The sequence below is a fragment of the Hymenobacter metallicola genome (genome assembly GCF_004745645.1).
GTDB classification, from domain to species: domain Bacteria; phylum Bacteroidota; class Bacteroidia; order Cytophagales; family Hymenobacteraceae; genus Hymenobacter; species Hymenobacter metallicola.
In genome coordinates, this window is the sequence record NZ_SRMB01000001.1 from 2427218 (window position 1) to 2451852 (window position 24635).

Below are 24635 nucleotides of genomic sequence, written 5' to 3' on the forward strand. Positions count from 1 at the left end.
CCAGTGCAACTTGGCGGCCTAATTTCCGCCCCTTAGCATTGAAAATCCAACGCGGGCACTTATTATAGTTCTTTCCGCGTTTTGGATTCAAACCGACAGCTTGACGGGCGTATGAGTTCGGAACGGCTTTTGTCTACATTTGATTTTCTTCATCTCATTCTGATTTTCCATGTCTTCCCCCCGACTGAAAATAGGCCTGTATGCCTCGTTGGTGCTGGCAGTCTTCGTGCTTGCATCGTATAAGCTGTATCGGCGCAATGATGTTAGTCCACCCCAGAAGGATGAGGTGCTCATTAAGGCTATGCTACAGGGTCTGAGTGCCGCTCATTACCAGCCCGAAAAAGTAGATGATACCTTCTCTAAGCGGGTCTTTGATCTGTATTTGAAGCGGGTCGACTACAATAAGAAGTTTTTGCTCCAGTCGGATGTAGCCCAGCTGCGCAAGTTCCAGAGCGACATCGATGACCAAGTAAAACGGGGTACGCACGAGTTTCTCGACCTGAGCACCAAGCTCATGGAGCAGCGTACCAAGGATATTCAGGCTCTGTACCGCGATATTCTGGCCAAGCCTTTCGACTTCACCAAAGAAGAGTCGTTCGAAACCGAGCCCGACAAAATGGTCTTTGCTGCCGATGCAGCAGCCCAACGCGAAGAGTGGCGCAAGTACCTGAAGTATCAGACCTTGATTCGTGTGTCTGAGATGATGGACGAGCAGAAAAAAAAGAAGGACAAGCCATTGGCTTCTACTTCGGTTCAGCCCTCCCCCGCTACTACTTCTGAGCCTACCCGTACCCCTGCTGAAATGGAAGCAGAAGCGCGTAAGCGGGTTCTGAAGTACTTCGATGAGCAGTTTAAGGACATGGCCCAGACCGACGCCAACGAGCGTCTGGCAGTGTATGCCAATACGATTGCTAACACTTACGACCCTCACACCGAGTATTTTGCCCCCCGCGACAAAGAGAGCTTCGACGTAGCCATGACGGGTCGTTTCGAAGGTATCGGGGCTTCGCTGCAGGAAAAAGATGGGCAAATCAAAGTGTCGGACGTAATTCCTGGCTCGGCTTCTTACCGGCAGGGCGAGCTGAAAGCTGGTGACATTATCCTGCGCGTAGCGCAAGGCACTGCCGAACCCGTATCGGTAGAAGGACTACGTTTGGATAAAGCGGTAGCGCTTATCAAAGGCAAAAAAGGAACGGAAGTGCGCCTGACAGTGAAAAAGCCCGATGCCAGCACCAAAGTTATTTCCATTATCCGCGACGTAGTGGTTTTGAAAGAAACCTACGCCCAGTCGGCCACAATCCAGGAGAACGGTAAGAAAATCGGCTATCTGCGCCTGCCTACCTTCTATGCTGACTTCAACGACAACGGCGGTCGTAGCTCGGCTGAAGATGTAAAGAAGGAACTGGAGAAACTGCGCCAGGAAAAAGTTGACGGCATTGTATTCGACCTGCGCTTTAACGGCGGTGGTTCGTTGCAGGATGCGGTGGAAATGGCTGGTTTGTTTATCGAGAATGGCCCAGTAGTGCAAGTTCGCTCTCCCCAAGGTTCACCTAGCATCCTCAACGACCGTGACCCCCGCGTGCAGTACAGCGGCCCGTTGGTGGTACTCGTGAACAAGTACAGTGCTTCGGCCTCCGAAATTCTAGCCGCTGCAATTCAGGACTACAAGCGCGGCGTAATTATGGGCTCAGCCAGCACGTACGGCAAGGGCACGGTGCAGCGTATTTTTGATCTGGATGATATGCTCGGTGACTTTAACAGCTTGAAACCTTTCGGCTCGCTGAAGCTTACGACTCAGAAGTTCTACCGCATCAATGGTGGCTCTACCCAATTTAAAGGCGTTGTGCCCGACATCGTGCTACCCGACGCGTATAGCTACCTCGACCAAGGCGAAAAGGAGTCGGATTATCCGTTGAAGTGGGACGAAATTTCTCCTGCCCGCTATAAGCCTTGGAGTGCCGCTCCGGCTGTTGACAAACTTCGTTCCTCAAGCCAGGCTCGGGTGGCCAGCAGCCCTAGCTTCAAGCTGATGAATGAGATGGTGCAGCGTATGCGCAAGCGTAAGGATGACACCATGGTATCCCTGAAACTAGCCTCTTTCCGCGCCGAACAGGAACAGGCCAAGGCTGAGTCGGAGAAATACGAGGCTTTACAGAAAGCTGCTCAGTTTTTGGCTATTGCGCCTTTGGCAGTTGACGTACGGCAACTAGGCTCGGATACGGTGGAAGTAAATCGCGCTAGCCGCTTTACCAAAAATCTAAAAAGCGACATTACTCTGCGTGAAGCAGTAGCAGTTGTGAAAGATCAGCTGTAAGCAGCCACTAACCTGATTTATAAGGCTTTGCGCACTTGCGCAAAGCCTTTTTTTATGTCAAGTATTTTAACTAATTTCACTGGCAAATAGACCACATTTACAAGCTTGATATAGCTCATAAATTTTTCAGTTAAATTATTGAAAATCAATTTATTAATCATCCTAATTATGTGCGAAAATAATTAGCAATTATGCAACTTCACACGTCCCCATACTGTTTACTTAGCATGACAACGACAACTGAGAACAACATCCTTCCGCTCGTCACCGACGAGCAAAAGCAAGCTGAGGAAACCTGGCGCAAGTCTATTCCGGCCCAGGTGTTTCTCAACTACTTCTTTGCCATCAACTATCATGTTCAGGAGAATGATGACGCAACGGGTGGCTTGCAGCACCTGCCTTTCTTCCGGGCTCACCAAGCGGAGCTGACGGAGGCTGACATCCAGGCGGTAGGCAAGCTGTTGCAGGCTTGCTGGAGTACTGAGTATGCCTTGCGAGCTACGGCCGAGCTGGGCGACGAGGAGTACCTGCGCAATGCCCTGCACTGGACCTTCCCTCAGGCGTATCACACGATCCTGTCGGGCCTGCAAGCTTTCTTGTATACAGCTGGCGTACGATCTAACAACCCTTCGCTGATTCGGCGTGAGGTGGGCCGCTTGGTAGTGCGCAACGCTTACCCGCGCCCCGTTTCCTTCTATGCCGCCGGCGCTTACGGCGACTTCAGTATTCATCGGTTGCCGCTGGCTGGCTACAAGCCGGGCCTGCACATTGCGGGCAAGGAAATCGAGGCGCAGGCCCAGATCGGGCAGTTTTTGCGCACTACGCGCAAGATGAAAGCTCAGATTACCCGTCAGCAGGTGCAGGCCAACCCTAACACGGCCATCCGCAGCCAGAAGACCGGCAAGGTGCTCGACAAGTGGACGGCCTCGCACTGGCAGCAGATTACTTGGCGCCTGGGCTACACTACCATCTTCGACCTGCTGGGCCGGTTACGCATTTCCCAGACCAGCCGGGAGATTGAGCGCTACGTAGAAGCTGAGATTGACTTCAAGCTTTTCCACCAGTCGCTGCTCGATATTGTGAGCTACCTTAATGGCATTCACGAAAGCTACATTGCCAAGGCCATGGGCCTGGAGCGCTATCAGCAGCTGGTGCGCGAGCTACCCAAGCATTTGCAGAACAACTTCGTAGTTGAGCGCCTGCACACACGCATCGAGCCCTTGCTCACGGGCCAAGAGCCGCAGCAGCAAATGGGTATTGCTGCCTAAGCAGCCTTCCTTCGCCATTTGTTTCTTACTACATATAGACCTAAGCGCCATTCCTTTGGAATGGCGCTTTTTGTTTGTCTAAAGAGGACCTGCTTCAAATAAACCGTCCTGCTGAGCTTGCCGCAGCATCTCTACCGCAGTAGTAATTGATTTTACTTTAGCGGTAAAGATGCTGCGTCAAGCTCAGCAGGACAATACCATTGCACGCGAAATTCCTCGACTCCACTTGGAATGACGTTCTTTTATATACGGTGTAAAAATCTAGGTTTCAGACTACCTTTGCAGGCTTATAAACGACCATTCTCATGCAGCACCTCAGCGAACAGGAACAGATACGCCGCCAGAAGCTGGAGGAACTTCAGAAGCTCGGCATTGAGCCGTATCCGTCCGAGCTATTCGATGTCAACTTCTACGCCCAGGAAATTCTCGACAACTACCACCCCGAGCTCAACAACTTCCAGGAAGTAAGCCTGGCGGGCCGGCTGATGTCGGTGCGGGTAAAGGGCAAGGCCTCGTTTGCCGAGCTGCAGGACGCCTCGGGCCGCATTCAGCTCTACATTAACCGGGACGAAATCTGCCCCGGCGACGACAAGGAGCTCTATAACACCGTGTTCAAGAAGCTGCTCGACCTGGGCGACTTTATCGGGGTGAAAGGCCACGTGTTTAAGACGATGGTGGGCGAAACCTCAGTACACGTCACCGGCCTGACGGTGCTCAGCAAGAGCCTGCGCCCCCTGCCCGTAGTGCGCCGCGTGGTAGATGAGGAAACTGGTAAGGAAACCATCTACGACGCCTTCACCGACCCTGAGGCCCGCTACCGGCAGCGCTACGTGGATTTGGTGGTAAACCCGCACGTGCGCGACGCTTTCGTGAAGCGGACCCAGCTGGTGCAGGCCATGCGCAACTACCTCAACGACAAAGGCTACCTCGAAGTAGAAACCCCCATCCTGCAGCCCCTCTACGGGGGGGCGGCGGCCCGGCCCTTCAAGACCCACCACAACACGCTGGACATGACGCTTTACCTGCGCATTGCCAACGAGCTGTACCTCAAGCGCCTTATCGTGGGCGGATTCGACGGGGTCTACGAATTCTCCAAGGACTTCCGTAATGAGGGTATGAGCCGATTCCATAACCCGGAGTTCACTCAGATGGAGCTCTACGTGGCTTATAAGGACTACTACTGGATGATGGACTTGGTGGAGGAAATGGTGGAGCGCGTGGCCCTGGCCCTGCACGGCAAAACCGAAGTGCAGGTGGGCGAGAACCTCATCAACTTCCAGCGCCCCTGGAAGCGCTTTACGATGGCCGAGGCCATTGAGCACTTTACGGGCCTAAACATTGACGGCAAGAGCGAAGACGAACTGCGCGCGGCCGCTAAGGAGCTCAAAGTGGGCCTCGACCCGAGCATGGGCAAGGCCAAAATCATCGACGAAATCTTCGGGGAGCACGTGGAGCCCAAGCTGATTCAGCCCACGTTTATCACCGACTACCCCGTGGAAATGTCGCCGCTGGCCAAGAAGCACCGCTCGAAGCCGGGCCTGGTGGAGCGCTTCGAGGCTATTTGCAACGGCAAGGAAATCTGTAACGCCTTCTCCGAGCTGAATGACCCCATCGACCAGCGCCAGCGCTTCGAGGACCAGTTGGAGCTAGGCAAGCGCGGCGACACCGAGGCCATGGTGCTCGACGAGGACTTTTTGCGGGCTCTGGAGTACGGCATGCCGCCTACGGCCGGTCTGGGTATCGGCATCGACCGCCTGAGCATGATTATGACCAACTCCAACTCGATTCAGGACGTGCTGTTCTTCCCCCAAATGAAGCCAGAATACAGCAAGTCGGAGAATGCGCCGAAGCCGGAAACCCAGGAATAAGCTCCTGGCAGGCCCTACAATCGAAAAGCCTCCTGCGTAAGTCGCAGGAGGCTTTTCTTTGATAACTAACTTATGAGTGTTCTAACGGGATTCCTAAAAGAAGCTTACACGGGCTACGTACGATTTTACTAACAGCACATAAACCAGTTACTGTTAGAAGCTCTACGGCCGGCAATTTTACTTTCAAGACATCCCAACTTCAGATAAGTCGGTTATGATTTCTTTAACGGCCCAGCCCAGGTAGGGTTACAAAAAGTTGAAGAATATTTTTCGGGTACGAACCGTAAGCCTAAGCCACTGGCAGCTATTCGTGCGTGCCGTGTTGTACGGTATCCTGCAACAAGTTCGACTTTATGCAGCATACATCAGCGGCTTGTGTGCTTCGTTTACGCGCAAGCCATGGTCCATCATTGGAGTGGATGAAAGTATTTCCAGCGGGAGAAGGCATCAAGTAAAGCGTCTAAAATCGAAAAGCCTCCCGCGTAAAGTCGCGGGAGGCTTTTCTTTAAAACAACTAGCTTACCCTTCCAATCGGGGCACGATAAAGAAATGTGCGATGAGCAAGTCTGATTTTGCTAGCGGCACATAAACCGTTACCACTAGAAGCTCCTACTGCTGGCAATTTTGCTTTATCAGCATCTCCGACCTTCTTTCAAGCTCGTTGTAGTGTTTTTAACGCGGCCCAAGCGAGAAGGTTACGCCCGGACAGAAAAAATTTACAGCGACTTGCCGTATTCGCTGGTGCCGGAGGCTTCGGGGTTGGTGGTTTCCTCGCTAGCACCGGGCGTATTGGCAGCCGTAGTGGTGTGGGAACTAGCTCCCGTGCCGGTGTCTTGGCTCATGGAGTTGAGCACATCATCGGCAGCAGTGCGGCTTTCGGCATTGGCATCGGTGGCTGCTTCACCGGCTTTGGGCGCATTGATACGGGCTACAGCTTCGTTGAGCAGCCGAGTCAGGTCGTCGCTCCACTTAGAGGCCGACTGTTTGAGGCCCGAGCGGGTTTCTTCGCCGGTTTCGGGGGCCAGCAAAAGGCCCGCAACCACGCCAGCCGTGGCGCCAACCAGCAAGGATAAAATTACTTTACCGCTATTGTCTTTCATCGGAAAACGGGTAAGCTGTGAAAAGAAGGTGAATGTCCCACTGCTAAATGCAGTGGATAGCTTGTCGAAATGTAACGGGGATGCCCCGCGAAAGTTGTACGAAAAACGGCCCTGTTCCTGGAAAGGAAACGGGGCCGTTCTGACGGTTCAGGTAAGCTAAAAACCGGCTTACAGGTCGTTGAGCAGCTTGGTGATTTCACGCTTGCCTTTGCCCAGCTTGGTCTGCAAGCGGCCTATCAGCTCGTCGCCTTTGCCTTCGGTGTACTCCAGGTCTTCGTCGGTGAGCTGCGCGTACTGCTGCTTCAGCTTGCCTTTCGACTCGTTCCAGTCGCCTTTCAGGTTCAGGCTGCTACCTACGCCGGTTACGCCCAGTTCTTCGAGCTTTTCCACGTAGCCTTTGAATTTCGAGTCCAGCTCTTCGCCGTATTTGGAGAGTTGCTCGCCCAGGGTGCCACTGTATTTGGTAGCTGCGTTGCGCAGGTTTTCGCGGGTTGCTTTGCCTTTATCGGGGGCCATCAGCAGACCGGCAATGATGCCAGCGCCGGCGCCGGCCAGAGCAGCCAAAAGGATTTTACCCGAGTTGTCTTCTTCGTGATACGACATGGTGTTAGGGAGAATGGGGTGAATAATTGAACAGTGGTTGGTCGGACTAGATCGTGCGGGGCAGGTAGTCGGGCAGGAGGTGCTCAACGCTGTAAGCTCAGCCGCTGGGGGGCCAGTCTGCCTGCCTATACGAAGCCCGGCCAACCGGGTTATGGGCTAAAGCTAAAAATAGTCAAAGTAAAATATCTAGTCGGCCGTTACATATTTGCGGGGTCTTCGTTTGATAGGCCTGTTCACCTTAAGTCTACTCGTATGTTCCGATCTGGCGCAGCTTTGGGGCTGCTTTTCACCCTGCTGGCCTGCAACCGCGCTACGCCGCCCACGGCTAGTGCTCCTTGCATTGACCCGACCAAAATCCGTAAGGACGCCATGTGCACCATGGATTATACACCCGTGTGCGGCTGCGACGGCAAAACCTACGGCAATGCCTGCGTAGCGACCAATGCCGGCGTTACGTCCTTTACCAAAGGGGAGTGCCCGCCCGCTTCCACCACCAACTAACGACCTGCCTTATGTCTGAAAAACGGTATTTCCGTCAGCAAAACCCTTTTCGCGTCCCGACTACCGACGGCAAACTCATCGAGGAGCACATTGGCTGGGCCAGCACCCAGACCGGTGCGTACAGCGTGGCCCACATGGTAGCTCCGCCCCACTGGAGTGAGCCCCACCAGAACCCGGCGTTCGACGAAATCACCATCGTGGTGCGGGGGCAAAAGCGGTTTGAAGTCGATGGCGACATCATTGAGCTCGGGGCCGGCGAGTCGCTGCTGATTAAGGCCGGAGCCCGGGTGCGCTACTCCAACCCCTTCGACGCGGAGTGCGAATACTGGTCGATTTGCGTACCGGCCTTTTCCATGGATACCGTCAACCGGGAAGAGTAGCCCTAGGCAACTCGTGCCGCCGCCGACAGCACTGCCGGGCTGGACATATCTAGTATATTAGAGTCGGTCACCCTTCCCACCCACTTCACCACGTATGGACCAGCGCATCATTAACCTGTTTGATGAGTATACCCACAAGCCGCTTAGCCGCAAGGAATTTATCGAGCGACTTGTGAAGCTGACCGGCGGAATGGCCCTGGCCATGTCGGCTCTCTCGGTGCTGGACCCCGGCTATGCCGAGGCGGCTACCATTGAGGAAACCGATAAGAGTTTGGTGATTGAGGAAGTAACCTGGCCCGGCGACGAAACGGTGATGAAGGGCTACCTGGCCCGGCCGAAAGGCCGGAAGAAGCGCGGGGCCGTGGTGGTTATTCACGAAAACCGGGGCCTGACGCCCCACATCAAGGACGTGACGCGGCGCGTGGCCAAGGCTGGCTACCTGGCCCTGGGCGTGGACGCGCTGTCGCCGTTTGGGGGCACACCCGCCAACGAAGACGAAGGCCGCACCCTAATTGGCAAACTCAACGCCCAGCAGAACCTAAGTAACTACCTACGGGCGCTGAACTACCTGCGCACCCGCCCCGACAGCAACGGCAAAACCGGGTGCGTGGGCTTTTGCTGGGGCGGGGCATTGGCCAACCAGCTGGCCGTGCACGACTCGCGGCTCAACGCAGCCGTAGCCTATTATGGCATGCAGCCCAAGGCCGAAGATGTACCCATGATCAAAGCGGCCGTGCTGCTGCACTACGGCGGCCTCGATGAGCGGGTCAATGCCGGGGCGGCGGCCTACGAAGCGGCTCTGAAAGCGGCCGGCGTATCCTATGAGCAGTTTATTTACGAGGGTGTCAACCATGCCTTCAACAACGACTCTTCCCCGGCCCGCTACAATGCCGAAGCGGCCAAACTGGCCTGGGAACGAACCTTACGCCTGTTTCAGGAAAAGCTTTCCTAGCACGAAAAGGCCCGGTAGTCAGACTACCGGGCCTTTTTGGTTGATCAAAGCCCCTGAATGCCCTCAGTCTACCTTTGTCAGGCGTAGATAGTCGAGCATGGCTTGATTGACCTCGCCGTTCATATTCTCGTTGGCCGCTTCCAGGGTTAGCGTCAGCGGATGAGTGCCTTTTTCCAGGCGCACCAGCACCGGGTTAGAAAAGCCCCAGTCGGACCACTCCTCTACGCCGCGCTGGGGTAGCACCACCGTACCCAGGAGCTGCCGGCCGCGGCGCAGGGTCCGGATAGCGCACTTGTTGCTGGTATTGATGGGCCCGTTGCCGTTGGCATAGCGAAAGTCGATGGCGTAGAGGCCGGCGGCCGGCACCGTGACGGGTAGGGCCAGCGTCTTGTTCTGGGTTGTGCTGATTTCCACGAAGCCCTGGCCGGTGTAGCCTTGGTAGGGCTTAGGAGATTTAGAGCGGCCAGTACCCAGGTCATACACTCGGCTAAACTTCTCCCCTGCTACGGCCAGCGGCTCACTGGCAAACGACTCGTAGCCCTGGGCATCAATGGCGACAACCTGGTACTCGGCGTAGCCCGAAGTCGGCGGCACGGCAAACTCGGGCGTGGTGGCGCGGCCTACAAACTGACCGTTGCGCAGCACCTGGTAGGCCCGGGCACCCTCCACCGGGCTCCAGGTTAGCTGGCCGTTGGCATAACGCACGACCGGGGTCATGGGCGAGACGTGGTGAGGCACGTGCGTAACTTTATAACTGACTTCGGGAGCACTGTTTACCAGTTTAATCTGCACAGTGTGGGTACCAGTCAGCGCGGCGGGCACGGTAGCATCGGGTAACTGCTGCCCATCAAGGGTAATCCTGTCGATGCGGTTGCCGAAGCCGACCATTTCGATGTTGAGCACGGCCTGGCGGTAGCGGAAGCCGGTGAGCCGGCGGGTGCCCTGCAGAGCCTGGGGCACGAAGGGCTGAAACCGCAGACCGTTGGGCTGAAAATCCATGCCGAACAGACCTTTGTAGACCAGCCCCAGGCTGCCGGAAAGGCTCCAGAGCATCACGCTGCTATTGACCTGGGTTCCGGCAAAGTCGCCGTTGCTGGCCACGAAGTTTTCCTTGTTGGTCAGGAACAGCGCGGCGGGGCGGGCTACGGCCATCAGGCTTTCCAGAAAGGCGATTTCGTTGCCGACTTTGGCCGCCGCCAACCCCCAGTAGCTTTGCACAAACGGCCACACCGCGTTGTTGTGGTAGGGCGGAATGCCCGGAATCTGAGGATAGATGCAGGAAATGCCGTAGTCCATAACGGGCGTGCGGGCCGCTACGCTTTGGGCCTGCTGGGACCCCGCCACGCCAAACAGGACATTTAGTGCTTCGCCCAGGGCCTCTGCGCGGGGCGAGATGAGCGGATATGCGCGGCCGTAGCGGAACTGGGCATAGTACCCTGCCTGCGGCAGCCACAAGTACTCGTTGATGCCGACCTTGAGGCGGGCGGCCCGCTCCCGGGCCCGGCCGGCCACTTCAGCCTGCCCCAGCTTTTCGGCCATGCGGGCCAGCACCTGATTGGCCTGAAAGTGCACGGCGTTGGTACCCAGGTTTTCCGACTGGTAAATATCCACCGGCTGCATCCACTTCGGGTAAGTCTGCTCGCGCCAGTCCAGAAACGACGACTCGCCCCGTACCAGGCCCGTCGCGGGGTTGTAGGCGTTTACTATATCATCTTCGATGGAATTCTTGATAATCGGGTACACTTGCCGCAGCCAGGCTTCGTCGCCGGTAGTCAGGTAGATTTCCCAGGCCGCCACGGCCCAGATCATCCGGTCGGTAGAGCACGGGTAGGCTCCGCCGGTGCCGGTATCCTGAATGATGCGGCCCCGGGGCGTGACTTTGCGCAGCAGGCTGGTTTTGGCCACCTCGGGCTGCAAAGCGGCCTGGGCCAGAATGATGGAGTAGCTGATGTCGCGCGTCCAGACGCCGGCCCACTCCTGCCCGGTGCGGAAAGTGCCGTCGGGCTCGACGGCGCGCCGGGCTTCTTCCAGGGCCAGGTTATAGAGCGCGTCGAGCAAGGGGTAGTCGGAGGTGAGCTGAGGAAAGGCAGCCACGTCGAGCGAGGCCTGCCAGCGGCTGGCGGTGGTTTCCTGGTCGGAATGGGCGTTGAGCACCACCGTGGTTTCAAAGATGCCGTTGCCGTCGGGGTCGGTCAGCTCCAGGCCGGGCTTGTTGATCAGGTTGTCGAAGTCCCAGCTGAGCGGGGCCGCGTTGCCGGCCACGAAGACGTGCTTGAAGTCGTCCTGGTAGAGCTTCTGCCCGTTGTAGAGCTCATAAAAGCCCTGCCGCTGCAAAGCCGCCCGCATGGGCCGCAAGTCCAGCCGAATCTTCAGCGGTGTGTTGGGGGCCAGGTAGGTATCGGCCGGCACGGGCGCCGGGTCGAGGTACTGCTGGCCGAATACGATGAGCGGCGTTTCAAGCGGCTGCCCGGCCCGCGGCAGCGCCACGATGACGTGGTCCTGGCCGGGCGGCATCTCGTTGTCCTTGCCGTTGAGGCTGAACTTGAAGCTGATGCGCGGGCTCTGAAACGCGTTGGCCGGGCTGCGGTAGTTCGACGTCAGCTCCCGGCGTGACACCGCCCGGGCCACGTGCGGGCCCTGCACCACTGAGTCGGGGTACACGGTATAGGCGGCCGACTGCCAGACAGGCACGGCCGGGGCCGACGTAGTGGTTGAGGAAAGGGCGGGCGGGTTCTTGTGCACCTGGCAGGATCCTAAGGCGAGCAGTGAGAGGAATAGGCGGGCGGGGAATTTCATACAAAGCAGACGTGGCGGGCCCCTAAGCTACGCGCCGAATGGAAAAAATGGCGCCGGCCCCAACGCACAACGCCCCGGCAGACGAGCAACCGGGGCGTTGGCAAAGCGGCCGGAAACGGCCGGCTTTACTGGGTCTTGCTGGCGGTGGGCAGCGGCTTGCGGGGCAGTTTCTGGTCGCGCATGGCCGCGTTGTACACAAAGGAAGCTACGACCACGGCGGCCTGCTTTAGGTCGTTGGCCGGCAGCCGCTCATAGGTATCCATGTTGGTGTGGTGGGTGCGGGTGCCGTAGTCCAGCGGGTCCTGAATGAACTGAAAGCCCGGCAGGCCCACCGCGTCGAAGGAAAGGTGGTCGGTGCCGCCGGTGTTGCGCAGCGTCACGGTCGAGGCACCCAGGTCGGCCAGGGGCTTGAGCCAGTCGGTGAAGATGGGGGCCGCTGCCTCATTGCCCTGGGCATAGATGCCCCGGATTTTGCCCGCGCCGTTGTCCAGGTTGAAGTAAGCGGCCACCTTGGCGTGGTCGGGCAGCAGCTGCATGGTAGCCGGGTCGGCAAAGTGGTTTTTCACGTAGTTTTTCGAGCCGTGCAGTCCCTGCTCCTCTTCGCCCCACAAGGCAATGCGAATCGTGCGCCGGGGCTTCACGCCGGTGGCCTGCAGAATGCGCACGGCTTCCATCATCACGGCGCAGCCGGCGGCATTGTCGGTGGCCCCGCTGGCGGCGTGCCAGGAGTCGAGGTGGCCCCCCAGCATCACGACTTCATTCTTGAGCTTTTTATCGGTGCCGGGAATTTCCGCTACCACGTTGTAGCCCTTCAGGTCCTGGGTTTGAAAGCGGGTGCGGGTTTCCAGCTCAATTTCCACCGGTAGCCCGGCCTCGGCCAGGCGAATCAGCCGCAGCTGATCTTCGGGTGCCATTTCCATTTCCGGCAGTACCGGTTTGGCATCGGCCGCGTAGGGCGCGCCGTTGCTGGTAAAGAACGTACCGTCGGAGCCCCCGCGGCTGCTGAGCACGGCCACGGCCCCTTCGCTGAGGTAGAAGTCCGCCATTTTGGCTCGTAGCGCAATCTGGGCCCGGCGGGCCGCCAGCCGCTCGGCATCGGCCGGGGCCGCGGGCGAGGCAGCCGGCGCCTCGGCCATCTTTTTCAGTTCCTCGTCGGTGTAGCGGCGGGCATCCGGCTCGAAGGTCGTTTGGGGCGGGGTAGCTACTTCCGTCAGCACGATTTTATCCCGCAGCCGGCCCTTGTACTGGTCGAGGTCGGCTTCGGTACTGGCTTTAACCACGATTACCTGCTTTTTCACCGGGCCGCTGGTGGAGGGCGTCCAGGCTTTGGGCGCCCCAATCAGGGTATGGTAGTAGGGCGCCGTCATGGCCACGTACGACTTCTCAATATCCCAGCCCCGGCCAAAAGTGCCCCAGGGCTCAATGTTGGCATTCACCAAGCCCCAGCTGGTGAGCTGCTTTTTCGTCCACTCGTTGGCCCGCTGCAGCCCCTGGGAATTAGCCAGGCGCGGCCCACTGACGTCAGTAAGGTAGAAGGCGGTTTCCATCACCTTGGAGCGGTTCAGGCCTTCGTCCCGAATTTTATCGAGTACAGCTTGGTCGAGTTTCTGGCCCGACTGGGCATAGGCCGGAACGGCGAGCAGGGCCGCCCCTGTGAAGAGGAGTAGTTGGTTCATAGCACGCAAGAAAGAGGCACAACGGTTTCAGAAGCTAAAGTAACAGAAGCCGCCGGGCCGTTGCAGCGTGCTGCGCCGCTAGTGGGGAAGCTGCTGGCTGAAATGCGCCTGCAGGATGCCCTCTACTTTCTCCTTAGTCAGGGGCTTGTTCAGGAAGCCCGCAATGTTGAGGGCCTCTACCCGCTGCACATCGCGGGGATGAAGCGAGGTAGTGAGCATAATAATCACGCTTGGATGCTGCTGCGCCGCCTCCAACTGCTCGTAGGCATCCAGAAAATCGAAGCCGTTCATTACGGGCATATTCACATCCAGCAGTACCAGGGCCGGGCAATCGGCGGGGGAAGACGAGGCGCAATTTTCCTCGATTAGCGCAATTGCCTCTTTGCCGTTGAGAGCCACTAATAGTTTTTCAGCCAGGCCCAGCTCATCGAGCAAGCGCTGGTTGAGAAAGTTGGTGATAGGATCGTCGTCAACAAGCAAGACACAGGAAAGCTTTTGCATGCGAAAGGAAAAGTGCGCAAAAACCGCTTTCGGCAGCGGTTAATTCCCCGCATACGTAACAAAGCAGGTACTGTTGGCAAGAAATTCCAAAATTCCGCTTTCCTTTTGCCCTCACCCTTTCTAGTAGCACCATTCTCAACAGCTTACGTACAACATTCGGCTGCGACGGGTAATCCGTAGCCGGTGGCTAGGGTACCAGGGGCAGCATAACCAGGCAGGTGGTGCCGTTTCCTTCCCGGCTGCGCACCGAAATACTTCCCCCGTGCAGCTCAGCCAGCATCTTGCATAAGGATAGCCCCACACCTAGTGTGGTTTCGCCGCGTAGGCCGGGCCGGCGGGCGGGCGTGAACCGCTCAAACACCCGGGGCAGCAAGTTCTCCGGAATCCCGATGCCGTTGTCGCTGACCGTTACCTGGACCCACTGACTGCCAACGACCATAAGTTGAATGAGCAACTCGCCTCCGTCGGGCGTAAACTTCAGGGCGTTGCTAAGCAGGTTGGTCAGAATCTGTAGAAACTTGTTGACGTCAATCTTCGCATACACCGGGTACGAAGGACACTGCACCTTCAGGGTGTGGGCCGCCAGGTCCGCCGCCTTGGGGTAGTCCTGCAGCAGCAGGCGGATCTTTTCGCCGAGGTCGACCCGCTGTAGATGCAAGGAAACAGCCGCCGAAGTCTGAAGCTCCTCGCTGACAAACTCCTGAATCCGCCGCACGCCTTCCTGCCCCCGGGCCTCGATGCGCTCCAGGCTCTGAAGCAGCCGCACCCGAATAAAGCTGTTTACCTCGTCCTCAGCATTCTGGTGCAGGTTCTGGGAAAGCACCAGCATGTCGGATAAGTCGACGGACAGAATTTCCAACAGCAAGTTTTTGCGGGCGTTGAATCTATCGGCGTGGGCTTTGTACTGCTGGGCCACGCTCACGTCGCGCAGCTGGCCTCCTACCCAGCCCGCGTCCGCACTACGCGGCAGAAAGCTCGGGGTAAGCTCCAGCCATTGCACCCGCTCGCCTGGCAACAGCAGCCGAAATACGACTTCTTCGTGCAACTCCCCCTGCCGCCACCGGTGCCAGCATTCAGCCAGGTAGTCTCGGTCGTCGGGGTGCAGGCGGTTGAGCAAGGCGGGCAGTTCCTCATTCACCTGGTCCCGACGGCCGTGCAACACCCATTCGTAGGCGGCATTCACAAACACCACCCGGCCGCTAGCTAGGTCGTACACAAACTGCACCTGTGGGTGGGTCTGGGCTTGCTCCAGCAAAAATTGGCCTATATCCAGCATACCCTCGTGTGTGAGTAGAAATTTATTGGCAGACCACCCCGGATGGCGACTACATGGTTGAGGTGGGCATTTATTCTAGTTGAACGTACGCGTAGGTCGCGCACTGGTTCGTGTTGCGTGGCGGTCTGATTTACGCACCGTTGGGTCACTTTTCCTTGATAAAAACAATTTAGCCCAACAGCCCGACAATGGGCCCCCGCCTACGCTTGGGCTTGGCAAGAATTATCGGACAAGGGGGCGTATTGCCCGTACTAGCAGAGCATATGAAGTGGTTGCTCTACCTAAGCTTAACGGCACTTTGGACTGGTTGCGCGGAGAAAAAGCCGGCAGCCCGGCAGTTTCGGTTCTATGACTTCGACCTGATTGTTACCATCCGCGACGCGGTGGGCGGCATCCGGGAACGGTATATTCTGGCCAACCTCAAGCCCACAAACCGAAGAGAGAATAGCGGCATCGGGCCGGCCGTGCGCCTGGGCCCCGACACGCTGCACCTGGTGAAGTATGCTACTTCCTCGAACAGGCAGAAAAGAATCCGCCAGCTGGCCGACCCGCGCGACACCACGCGCCTGGCCCTGCGCCCCGGGCAGCTTGATACGCTCTACTCGTTGACCACGGCCCTGTTTGCGCTGCCCCCCGCCCAGAACCTGACTCCCGACAGCCTCCCGCCCCCTCCGGCCGCTGCTGGCGACCTTTCGGCCACGGTGGAACTCAACCTGGGGCCCCGCGGCAACCACTACAAAGCCTTCGTGCCGAATACAGCACACCATTTCGCGCTGCATGCCTACCTCCTGCGCTTGGTAGCCCAGTACCGCCGGCAGCATCCACCGGTAACGTAATCGTAACGCATAGGCAGGGGCGGAAGTACGGCAGAAAGCTTATCTTCAACAGCTTACTCACTGCTACTACGATGACCGTCGAATACATCCGCTACCGCATTGCCGCCGACCAGCAGCCGGCCTTTGTAGCAGCCCTGCGCCAGGCCAACGAGCTGCTGGCCCAGTCCCCCGACTGCCTCCGCTACGAGCTGACGCACTGCGAGGAAGACCCCGAACTGTTCATCTGGCGCATCGAGTGGACCTCGGTAGACCGTCACCTCAACGGCTTCCGCAAAAGCCCGGCCTTTGGGGCGTTCTTTCAGCTGGTGAAGCCGTTTTACCAGAGCATTCAGGAGATGAACCACTACGCGGTGGTGGAGTAATAATGGCTACGCTTGAACTGCTGAGTGCGGCTTCTGATGATGACCGGGCCACTGTGGCTGCGTTAGTAGCCGCTGGGCTTGACCAGGATAGTCTGAATCAGGCTTTAACCTGTGCCGTGGCCTATTCACACCTAGAATTAGCCGAATATCTTTTAGAGCACGCCGCCCAGCTAAGTTGGGGCGACGATGACCCGCTGCGCTATGCAGTGGAAAATGGCGAGGTAGCAGCCACAAAATTTTGCCTGGCTCGGGGTATTGCTGTTAATGTGCATAATGGAATGGTACTCAACAGGGCTGCCATCAGCATGCCACCCGAGTTTCTTACATGGCTGATTGAACAAGGTGCCGACGTCAACAGGGCGCAGGGCCAGGCACTGGTTAACGCTATTATTTATCAGCGACTAGACAACGTCAGGGTATTACTGGAGCACGGTGCCAATCCGATGCTCAATGACCAACAGGCCTTGCGGGAGGCGAAGAGCCGGATGGCCGTTGGAAACCAACGCACTGTCGACATCCAGCGGGTGGTTAGCAAGGCAGCCAAGAATTTTTAGAATAGCCCCCAATAACCCCACTGCCCCTCCCCGCGTCTAACCGGACACTACCACACCGTCCGCGCTGCCGCTCATGAGTCTTTGGGAAATTATCCGCCGCCTCTACCCCTACGTGCTGCCCTACCGCCGCCTGATCATCAGCACCCTGCTGCTGACCCTGGTGGGCTCGTTGGCGGCCCAGGTCAACCCCTTCGTGCTGCGCTACACCGTCGATACGGTGCAAAGCCTGCTCAACCGCAACCTGGGGCTGGCACAAGGGTTGAACATGCTGCTCTGGGTGAGTGGGCTGCTGCTGGGCAAGGAGGTTATTAACACCTTTATCCAGTTCGGGCAGAAGTTCTACGGGGAGAAAATCCGCATCAACGTGTCGAGTACCCTCTCGCAGGACGCCATTCACAAGCTCTTGAGCTACGAGCTGGGCTTTTACTCCGACAGTGGCAACCAGGCCGGCAAGCTCCAAACCCGCATCGACCGGGGCGTGGAAAGCCTGATGAAGCTGGTGCAGAACTTCTTTATCGACATCCTGCCCCTGTTTGCCAACGCCGCCGTGGCCCTGGTGGTCATGTTTATGGCCAACGTGTACGTGGGCCTGGTGGCCGTGGCGGTGCTGCCCGTCTACTTCTGGATCAGCTACCAGCAGGCCGACAAGCTCAACGGCACGCGCCGGGCCCTGCGCGGCCTGCGCGAAGCCAAAAGCCAGGGTCTGGTGAATCTGATTGACTCGGCCGTGGTCATCAAGAGCTTCGTGCGCGAAGATTACGAGGAGCAGAAACAGGCCCAGGTGCAGCAGAACCTACAGAACGCCCAGCTTGAGACCCGCAAAACCAACTTTCTCTACGACGGACTCAAAACCTTTGTCGAGCAGGTGGGCGTGGTGCTCATCATCATCCTGACGGCCTACCTCGTGCTCGACCGGCAGATCAGCATCGGGGCCATCATGTTCCATATTCTGCTCTTCAATAACGTGTCGGCCCCCATCCGGCAGCTGCACCGCATCTACGACGAGATGAACGAGGCCCTGACCTACTCCGAAGGCTTCTTCGACATCCTCGACGCCGACGACGCCCGCGAGAAGACCGGCTCTATCCAGCCCGACCAGCTCCGCGGCACCTTCGAGATTTGCAACGTGGACTTCACCTACCCCAGCGGCACCCAGGCCCTGCACGACGTGTGCCTGACCATCGAGGAAGGCAAAACCACCGCCCTGGTGGGCCTCTCGGGGGCCGGCAAAAGCACCATCATCAACCTGCTCTGCAAGTTCTACGAGCCCGACCACGGCAAAATGCTGCTCGACGGCCGCCCCCTGGCCGACTACGACACCCACGCCCTGCGGCAGCGCATCGGGCTGGTGCTCCAGAAAAACCACATCTTCAAGGGCACCATCGAGGAAAACATCCGCTACGGGGTGATGGACGCCACGCTGGAGCAAATTCAGGCCGCCGCCAAACAGGCCTACCTCCACGAGCAAATTATGGAGCTGCCCAAGGGCTACCAGAGCGACGCCCAGCAGCTCAGCGGGGGCCAGCAGCAGCGCATTGCCATTGCGAGGCTGTTTCTGAAAAACCCGCCCATCATCTTCCTCGACGAGCCCACGGCCTCGCTCGACGCCATTGCCACCGAGCAAATCAAAAACTCCCTCGACGCAATTAAAAAAGGCCGCACGGTGGTTATCATCTCCCACAGCCTGGCCCAAATCGTGGACTCCGACTGCATCTACGTCATGAAGCAGGGCCGCATGGTGGAAAGCGGCACCCACGAGCAGCTCTACGACCTGCGCGGTACCTACCGCGAGATTTTCGACGCCTCGGCAAGGAGCCTCAATATCGAGAAGCTGGCCCGGGTGATGGTCGATGATGAGGACGAGGTGGGCGATACGGCGGCGTAGATGGTTACTCTAAGAATCCATTTTTAAATACACTTGCTATAGCTGTCTTTTTCAATCCTAACTGTCGCCGCAGATACGCAGCTTACTTAGCTGCGTCAAGCTTCCTCAGGGTACTGACTGTAAGGAAGTTGTTGCTGATGCTCTAGCGGAGAAATATAGGCTATCAATGCGTCCAAGGAATCACTCGGTGCCAGAACAAGCGCCGAAAAGTAAACTACGAGCCGCTTCGGGAAGGGGAAGGTTAACGAAGTATGAATTCCCGTCCGCTCCTCGAAGCGGTGTGTTTCAGGCTCTCCTCGGCAGTCATTCGGCACAGCCAAGCCGTTTTTCCGGAGGCTACATATAGCCAAGCAGTTCAGCCGCGTTAGGCAGTGGGCCGCCTTAGTGGCGAGCAGTTTCTTGCTTTAACAATCTTGGTATGAAGACCTATCTACTACCGGTGGGGTTGCTCATTAGCGGCGCGGCGCAAGCCCAGACCCTGCCTGCTGTGGAGCCGCCGGCACACTACCGGTGGTTTGCGGGGGTGGCCACCGGGCTCCAACTTTACGAGACTATCTCGCGGCCGGGCCCGATTCGGTACCTGGGCAAAGTCGGCCTGACGCCCTTTTTCGTGTCGGGTGGGTACCAGCTTACGCCGCGCCTGGCCGTGCAGGCCGAGTTTAGCCAGCGCGACCCGGCCGACCGGAACGTCTCAAGCAGCGGCTACTCCCCCGATGGGCAGTTGCTCGAATCCACTGACCGCCGCCGCGAGTACGATGCGGCCGTTCCTCTGCTGGCGCGCTACCGACTTACGCGGCCACAGCAGGCCTTCCACATCGACGGCCTGCTGGGCATTAGCATCTTATATCATGTGTACAGACAGGAAATTATTCTGTCCGCAGATGGCGTGCCCTACAGCCACTACTTGATTGATGAAACGGCCTGGAATAAGTACCTCACCGGTGGGCTGGGGGCAGGTCTCACGGTGCGGCAGCGGGTAGATGTAGGGCTTAATCTGGTTATCAATCAAAACTTAGAAACCGTTAGACGCACGATAGAACACTTCGCCTATTACAGTATAAAGCCTAGCCTGACGCTAAGCGCCCGGTATTTTTTCATCCGTCGCCCGGTTCAGCGCGGGGCGTTCTGAAGCCTGGGACCGGACGATGTGGCCCCAGTAAGCCCGTCAGGCTTACTCTAAATTCTCCATATCCGAAGAACCCCGCCCAGTCGCTCGGCTGTGCCGAGTGACTGCACCTTCCTGCGAAAAATAAACCTACCCTCCCCACTTGCCCACCATCTCAAACCCAATACCTTACGCCCGGTCCGGCCTCGCCGGGTCGGGCTATTTTATATACCTGTTTATTTCTCCTTTATGTCTGCTTACCAAAGTTATTTCGACAATTTCTTCGCGACCCTGCCTATGTCGCGCACCAACTTTAAAGCCCTGGGCGCGGCTACTCACGCGGCCGTGCAGCAGGCCGACCTCGGCAGCGACGTCACGCCTCACCTCACGGCCCTGCAAACGGCCCTGGCCGGCTTCGACGTGAACCTGACCGATGCCGGCGAATCGACGGCGGGCGGCACCGAGGGCTTCCGCGCGGCCCGCAAGCAGTGGCTGGCCTTCGTGGATGACACGATGAAGGACTACGTGACGCCCAAGTTGCGGAAGCTGCCCGCCTACGCCGATTTCAAAAAGTATGGCAAGAGCAAGCTCAGGGCCCTGGAGCAGGCCGACTTACTCCAGGATTCCAAGCTCCTGCTCGACCTCTATACCCAGCACGCGGCGGCCCTGAGCTACCCCGGCCTGCCCGCCGCCGCCAAGGCCGCCTACCAGCAGCTCACTGATGCCGACCACAGCCGCAGCACCGCCGGCGCGGCCAAGTCGCAGGCCCGCGTGGCCCTCTCGGCCGACTGGCTAAAGCTGGCCCGCGCCCTGCGCCGCCTCAAGGCCCAGCTGGAGCTGCGTTTCGAGGAGCCCGAACAGGTGTACCGGTTCTTTGACTTTGGGAAGGTGAATAAATCGAATCGGGCCCTGAAGGCTGCTAAGGCCAGAGCGGCCGCTGCTACTATCGAGTAGTGCTTCCCGACTGCTCAGCAACTCGTTTTTATTCTACAAAAATGCCTGCTGACCGGTCAGCAGGCATTTTTAGCGTTGTGAAAGTACGCCCTGGCTGGTCAGCGGAGGCTACACTATTTCTTTAACAGCTTGCTGATTGGTCAGCAGGCACTTCCGGGTTTTCGTAAGGGGCCGCTGGCTGGTCAGCAGGCCCTTATGCATTCTGAAAAACGGCTGCTGACCAGCCAGAACGCTATTTTGCTTTACTGGCCCGCGTCAGTTACCCGGCTGAGACGAGTGACGACTACGCGTGGCTGCCATTGCCCCCTTCTACTTCTTCTCGTCGAGTAGGTTTTTGGCTTCGCCTTTCTCGTTGAGGGTTTCGATGCGGGGGTTGCCGCTGGCGTCCACGTAGAGCTTGAGCTTGGGCTTGCCGTCGGGGCCGGAGAGGAAGAGGCCGGAGTTGTTGGAGCCGGTGCGGCCCAGAAAAACGCGGTTTTTGGAGCCTTCCTGGGCGAAGAGCTCGTCTATTTTCCGGTCCCGTTCGGCCTTGTCCTTGATTTTCTCCAGCTCCAGGAGCTTGGCGTTGCGCACGTCGATGTTGGAGCCCACGGGGTAGTCGTTGATGCTGATGCCGCGGCGGATGCTGGCCTTGCCTTCGGCGTAGGATTCGGCGTTCAGAATCTGGATGACCTGGTCGTCGTGGTACTGGTCCATGGTGAAGGACATGCCGGAGTTGGTTTCGCCCTTCTTGGTTTCGCCAGCGTACACCAGGCCGCCGCACTCGTCGCCCTCATCGTTGAAGAAAATCATGCCCGCCTGCCGCTCGCGCTTGGGGTAGTCCTTGCCGTTCATGCGGCCCGAGTGCTGCCGGTCCTTGTTGCTGATGACCATACGCAGGCTCCCGTCTTCGCCAATGACGTTAACACGCTTGACGGTCAGCTCGTCCAGGGTCTGGATTTTGTCTTTCCTGGCGAAGGAAGTCAACACGAGCAGGCCCAAGGCCACGGTACTGCCGATGGCGTAGGCGGTGAGGAAATTTACCCGTTTTTCGAGGTTGGTAGGCATGATACTAAAGGAATAGTGGTCATAGGTAGGTTGCGAAACTAGCACTCCACATCTAATCCCGCCACGCCATTAGCCGCCACGCCCTTGGGTAGCTCCTTGTCGTATTGACCTGCCAAAGCTGGACCGCACCAGGGTCTGCTAGCTAATTTCGCGTAAACCGCCGGCCGATTCTACGTTTCAGTTGTTACAACAGCTTCCACCGCCCCGTAAGCGGCTTGGCTGCAACTCAGATATCGGAATCCATGAACACTAACATAGCCCTCGTCGTTGGCTCCAGCGGCATTATCGGTAGCAACCTCTGCCAGGAACTGCTGGCCCACGGCTGGATTACCTACGGCCTGGCCCGCAACCCGGGCAGCACCAACATCGGCGTGCGGCCCGTGGCCGCCGACCTGCTCGACCCGGCCGGTCTGCAAACCGCCCTGGCCGACGTGCAGCCCACCCACGTGTTTATCACCAGCTGGCTGCGGCAGGACACCGAGGCCGAAAATATCCGGGTAAATGGCGGCATGGTGCGCAACCTGCTCGATGCTCTGTCGCCCAAAGGCACGGTGCAGCACGTGGCCCTGGTAACGGGCCTAAAGCACTATCTGGGGCCATTCGATGCCTACGCCAAGAGCGGCACCCTGCCCCTGACGCCCGTACGCGAAGAACACCCCCGCCTACCCCTCGACAACTTCTACTACGCCCAGGAAGACGAAGTCTACGCCGCCGCGGCCCGCGACGGATTTGGCTGGAGCGTGCACCGCCCCCACACCATTATCGGCAAAGCGGTGGGCAACCAGATGAACATGGGCGTGACGCTGGCCGTGTACGCCAGCATTTGCAAGGAAACGGGCCGCAAATTTCAGTTTCCTGGCTCCGAGGCCCAGTGGAACGGTCTTTCCGACGTAACCGATGCCCGCATCATTGCCAAGCAGCTGGTGTGGGCGGCCACGACGGAAGCCGCCCGCAACGAGGCCTTCAACATCGTGAACGGGGACGTATTTCGCTGGAGCTGGCTGTGGGGCCGGCTGGCCGACTGGTTTGGCGTGGAAGCCGCCGGCTTCGATGGCACCATCCGCCCGCTGGAAACTGAGCTGGCCCAGGATGCCGACCTGTGGCGCAACATTGCCGAGCGCCACCACCTGGCCGAGCCCAACCTGCACCGCCTGGCCTCCGCCTGGCACACCGACCTCGACCTGGGCCGCCCCATCGAGGTGATGACCGACATGGCCAAAAGCCGGAAGCTGGGCTTTCTGGTGTACCAGCCCACCGAGGATTCCTTCTTCGACCTGTTTGCCCAGCTGCGCCAGGACCGGCTGATTCCGTAGCGCGGCTACTCCCCGTGCAGGGCCGGCTGGGGGCGGGCCGTGGTCAGGGTGGCCCCGGCGCTGGCTACCACGATGAAGCCCACCGCCAGCCACTGGCCCGGGGTGAGCTGCTCGCCCAGCAGCAGCCACCCCGATACGGCGGCGGCGACGGGTTCCAGGCTCATCAGAATACTGAAGGTGCGGGTGGGCATGGTTTTGAGCGCCTGCATTTCCAGGGTGAAGGGCAGCACACTGGAAAACAAAGCCAGCCCGGCACCCAGTAGCAACAAGTGGGGTGTGAGGCTGAGCAGGCGGCCGCCCGCCAGGCCAAAGGGTAGCACGAGCACCGTCGCCACGAGCATGCCCACGGTCACGGCTACCGACCCGGGCAGCAGCGCGGCCGTGCGCTGCCCCAGCACGATGTAGAAGGCCCAGCACGCCCCGGCCGCCAGGGCAAAGCCCAGACCGAGCAGGTCGAGGCCGGTGCCCTGCCAGGGGGCAATCAGGGCAATGCCGGCCGCGGCCAGCAGCACCCACACCCCGTCGAGCCAGCGCCGGGAACCCGACAAGGCCAGCACCAGTGGGCCCACAAACTCCAGGGTGACGGCCAGCCCCAGCGGTATGCGGGCCAGGGCGCAGTAAAACAGAAAGTTCATGGCCCCCAGCGTGAGTCCGTAGGGCACTACCGCCCGCCACTGCGCCGCCTGTAGTTTCCCCAGCCGGGGCCGTACCACCAGCAGCAGCACCAAAGCCGACAAGCCGATGCGGATGCTGCTGGTACCGGCCGCTCCCAGCGCCGGAAACAAACCCTTGGCAATGGCCGCGCCGCCCTGCACGCTGACAATTGAAAACAACACGGCCGGAACCGCCGGCAACGTAAAGCGGGCTGAAGTAGACATAAGGCAGGATCGAGGGCCGGGTAAGTAAAGCGGCTAGGCCAGGCCGTAAAGGTCGGCCCAGATTGAATACAAATACCGATGCACGGGTGCTATTTTGGATAGATACCCGTATCGTAGCCAGTAGTATTTGTCACAGGTGCTATAGCAACCGTTTACTTAGCCCATCTATTTATGACGCTCGACCTGACTGGTATTCAAACCAAAGCCGCCCTGCACCAACTCTTCAAGCAAGCTCTGGGCTTTCCGGAGTGGTACGGCCCCAGTTGGGACGCCTTTTGGGATTCGGCCGTGGCCATTGTAGATATGCCGGAGCAGCTTACCCTCGTCCACTGGCAGGAGTTTGCGGCGCACTGTCCCCACGACATGAACATTTTGCGGCGGGTAATGCAGGACTATGCGGCAGAAATGGCCCCCAAGCGCATCGTACTGGCTTAAAGTCTGGGCCTGGGCCAGAGTACAACAAGGG

Annotated in this window: 22 protein-coding genes; 14 read left to right on the top strand and 8 right to left on the bottom strand. The window is 58.5% G+C overall.

What is annotated here, in order from left to right; all coding sequences use genetic code 11:
- The first annotated feature begins 169 nt into the window (after positions 1-169).
- From E5K02_RS10500 to lysS, 3 genes are all read left to right on the top strand, one after another.
- The gene (locus E5K02_RS10500; RefSeq protein WP_135394672.1) at positions 170-2314 is read left to right on the top strand and encodes a carboxy terminal-processing peptidase; all 2145 of its coding nucleotides are present in this window, start codon (positions 170-172) and stop codon (positions 2312-2314) included.
- A 227-nt stretch (positions 2315-2541) separates the two neighbouring features.
- Positions 2542-3582 carry a hypothetical protein gene (locus tag E5K02_RS10505; protein ID WP_135394673.1) on the top strand — a complete coding sequence of 347 codons (1041 nt, stop codon included), beginning with the start codon at positions 2542-2544 and terminating at the stop codon, positions 3580-3582.
- A gap of 305 nt (positions 3583-3887) precedes the next feature.
- The gene (gene lysS / locus E5K02_RS10510) at positions 3888-5450 is read left to right on the top strand and encodes a lysine--tRNA ligase (protein ID WP_135394674.1); all 1563 of its coding nucleotides are present in this window, start codon (positions 3888-3890) and stop codon (positions 5448-5450) included.
- Between the two features lie 716 nt (positions 5451-6166).
- On the opposite strand, the gene E5K02_RS10515 is transcribed toward lysS, so the two are convergent.
- Both E5K02_RS10515 and E5K02_RS26150 read right to left on the bottom strand, forming a co-directional pair.
- Entirely contained in the window at positions 6167-6550 is a 384-nt protein-coding gene (locus E5K02_RS10515) for a YtxH domain-containing protein (protein ID WP_135394675.1), read from the bottom strand.
- A gap of 168 nt (positions 6551-6718) precedes the next feature.
- Complete coding sequence (locus E5K02_RS26150; RefSeq protein WP_135394676.1) at positions 6719-7153, bottom strand: YtxH domain-containing protein; 435 nt, start codon at positions 7151-7153, stop codon at positions 6719-6721.
- A gap of 252 nt (positions 7154-7405) precedes the next feature.
- On the opposite strand from E5K02_RS26150, the gene E5K02_RS10525 reads away from it, so the two are divergent.
- The 3 genes from E5K02_RS10525 (at position 7406) to E5K02_RS10535 (ending at position 8986) form a co-directional block, all read left to right on the top strand.
- Positions 7406-7654 carry a Kazal-type serine protease inhibitor family protein gene (locus E5K02_RS10525; protein WP_135394677.1) on the top strand — a complete coding sequence of 83 codons (249 nt, stop codon included), beginning with the start codon at positions 7406-7408 and terminating at the stop codon, positions 7652-7654.
- An 11-nt stretch (positions 7655-7665) separates the two neighbouring features.
- The gene (locus E5K02_RS10530) at positions 7666-8034 is read left to right on the top strand and encodes a cupin domain-containing protein (protein ID WP_135394678.1); all 369 of its coding nucleotides are present in this window, start codon (positions 7666-7668) and stop codon (positions 8032-8034) included.
- 94 nt (positions 8035-8128) lie between these two features.
- Complete coding sequence (locus tag E5K02_RS10535; RefSeq protein WP_135394679.1) at positions 8129-8986, top strand: dienelactone hydrolase family protein; 858 nt, start codon at positions 8129-8131, stop codon at positions 8984-8986.
- Positions 8987-9049: 63 nt separating this feature from the next.
- Here the strand turns inward: E5K02_RS10535 and E5K02_RS10540 are convergent, their stop codons facing one another.
- The 4 genes from E5K02_RS10540 to E5K02_RS10555 all read right to left on the bottom strand — a co-directional run bounded on the left by E5K02_RS10540 (position 9050) and on the right by E5K02_RS10555 (position 15235).
- Positions 9050-11782 carry an alpha-L-rhamnosidase-related protein gene (locus E5K02_RS10540; protein WP_135394680.1) on the bottom strand — a complete coding sequence of 911 codons (2733 nt, stop codon included), beginning with the start codon at positions 11780-11782 and terminating at the stop codon, positions 9050-9052.
- 125 nt (positions 11783-11907) lie between these two features.
- Positions 11908-13458 (bottom strand): M28 family metallopeptidase, encoded by a 1551-nt coding sequence (locus E5K02_RS10545; protein WP_135394681.1) that lies wholly within the window; start codon positions 13456-13458, stop codon positions 11908-11910.
- Positions 13459-13536: 78 nt separating this feature from the next.
- Positions 13537-13959: a response regulator gene (locus tag E5K02_RS10550; RefSeq protein WP_135394682.1), complete on the bottom strand. Its 423-nt coding sequence runs from the start codon at positions 13957-13959 to the stop codon at positions 13537-13539.
- Between the two features lie 187 nt (positions 13960-14146).
- On the bottom strand, positions 14147-15235 hold the full coding sequence (locus E5K02_RS10555; protein WP_135394683.1) for a sensor histidine kinase: 1089 nt from the start codon (positions 15233-15235) through the stop codon (positions 14147-14149).
- 263 nt (positions 15236-15498) lie between these two features.
- Here E5K02_RS10555 and E5K02_RS10560 point away from each other — a divergent pair, with 263 nt between their 5' ends.
- The 6 genes from E5K02_RS10560 (at position 15499) to E5K02_RS10585 (ending at position 20931) form a co-directional block, all read left to right on the top strand.
- Positions 15499-16071 (top strand): hypothetical protein, encoded by a 573-nt coding sequence (locus tag E5K02_RS10560; RefSeq protein ID WP_135394684.1) that lies wholly within the window; start codon positions 15499-15501, stop codon positions 16069-16071.
- Between the two features lie 71 nt (positions 16072-16142).
- Complete coding sequence (locus E5K02_RS10565; protein WP_135394685.1) at positions 16143-16433, top strand: putative quinol monooxygenase; 291 nt, start codon at positions 16143-16145, stop codon at positions 16431-16433.
- A 2-nt stretch (positions 16434-16435) separates the two neighbouring features.
- On the top strand, positions 16436-16987 hold the full coding sequence (locus tag E5K02_RS10570; protein WP_135394686.1) for an ankyrin repeat domain-containing protein: 552 nt from the start codon (positions 16436-16438) through the stop codon (positions 16985-16987).
- A gap of 73 nt (positions 16988-17060) precedes the next feature.
- Positions 17061-18872: an ABC transporter ATP-binding protein gene (locus tag E5K02_RS10575; RefSeq protein ID WP_135394687.1), complete on the top strand. Its 1812-nt coding sequence runs from the start codon at positions 17061-17063 to the stop codon at positions 18870-18872.
- 418 nt (positions 18873-19290) lie between these two features.
- A complete protein-coding gene (locus tag E5K02_RS10580; RefSeq protein ID WP_135394688.1) occupies positions 19291-20001 on the top strand; it encodes a hypothetical protein in 711 nt (236 codons plus the stop codon).
- Positions 20002-20226: 225 nt separating this feature from the next.
- Complete coding sequence (locus tag E5K02_RS10585; RefSeq protein WP_135394689.1) at positions 20227-20931, top strand: hypothetical protein; 705 nt, start codon at positions 20227-20229, stop codon at positions 20929-20931.
- Between the two features lie 309 nt (positions 20932-21240).
- On the opposite strand, the gene E5K02_RS10590 is transcribed toward E5K02_RS10585, so the two are convergent.
- Positions 21241-21978: a hypothetical protein gene (locus E5K02_RS10590; protein WP_135394690.1), complete on the bottom strand. Its 738-nt coding sequence runs from the start codon at positions 21976-21978 to the stop codon at positions 21241-21243.
- Between the two features lie 242 nt (positions 21979-22220).
- Here E5K02_RS10590 and E5K02_RS10595 point away from each other — a divergent pair, with 242 nt between their 5' ends.
- Positions 22221-23291, top strand: a complete 1071-nt coding sequence (locus E5K02_RS10595; protein ID WP_135394691.1) for an SDR family oxidoreductase — start codon at positions 22221-22223, stop codon at positions 23289-23291.
- A 5-nt stretch (positions 23292-23296) separates the two neighbouring features.
- Here the strand turns inward: E5K02_RS10595 and E5K02_RS10600 are convergent, their stop codons facing one another.
- Positions 23297-24169 carry an EamA family transporter gene (locus tag E5K02_RS10600; protein WP_135394692.1) on the bottom strand — a complete coding sequence of 291 codons (873 nt, stop codon included), beginning with the start codon at positions 24167-24169 and terminating at the stop codon, positions 23297-23299.
- A gap of 171 nt (positions 24170-24340) precedes the next feature.
- Between E5K02_RS10600 and E5K02_RS10605 the strand changes: the two genes are divergently transcribed.
- On the top strand, positions 24341-24604 hold the full coding sequence (locus E5K02_RS10605) for a barstar family protein (protein ID WP_135394693.1): 264 nt from the start codon (positions 24341-24343) through the stop codon (positions 24602-24604).
- The last annotated feature ends 31 nt before the right edge of the window (positions 24605-24635 follow it).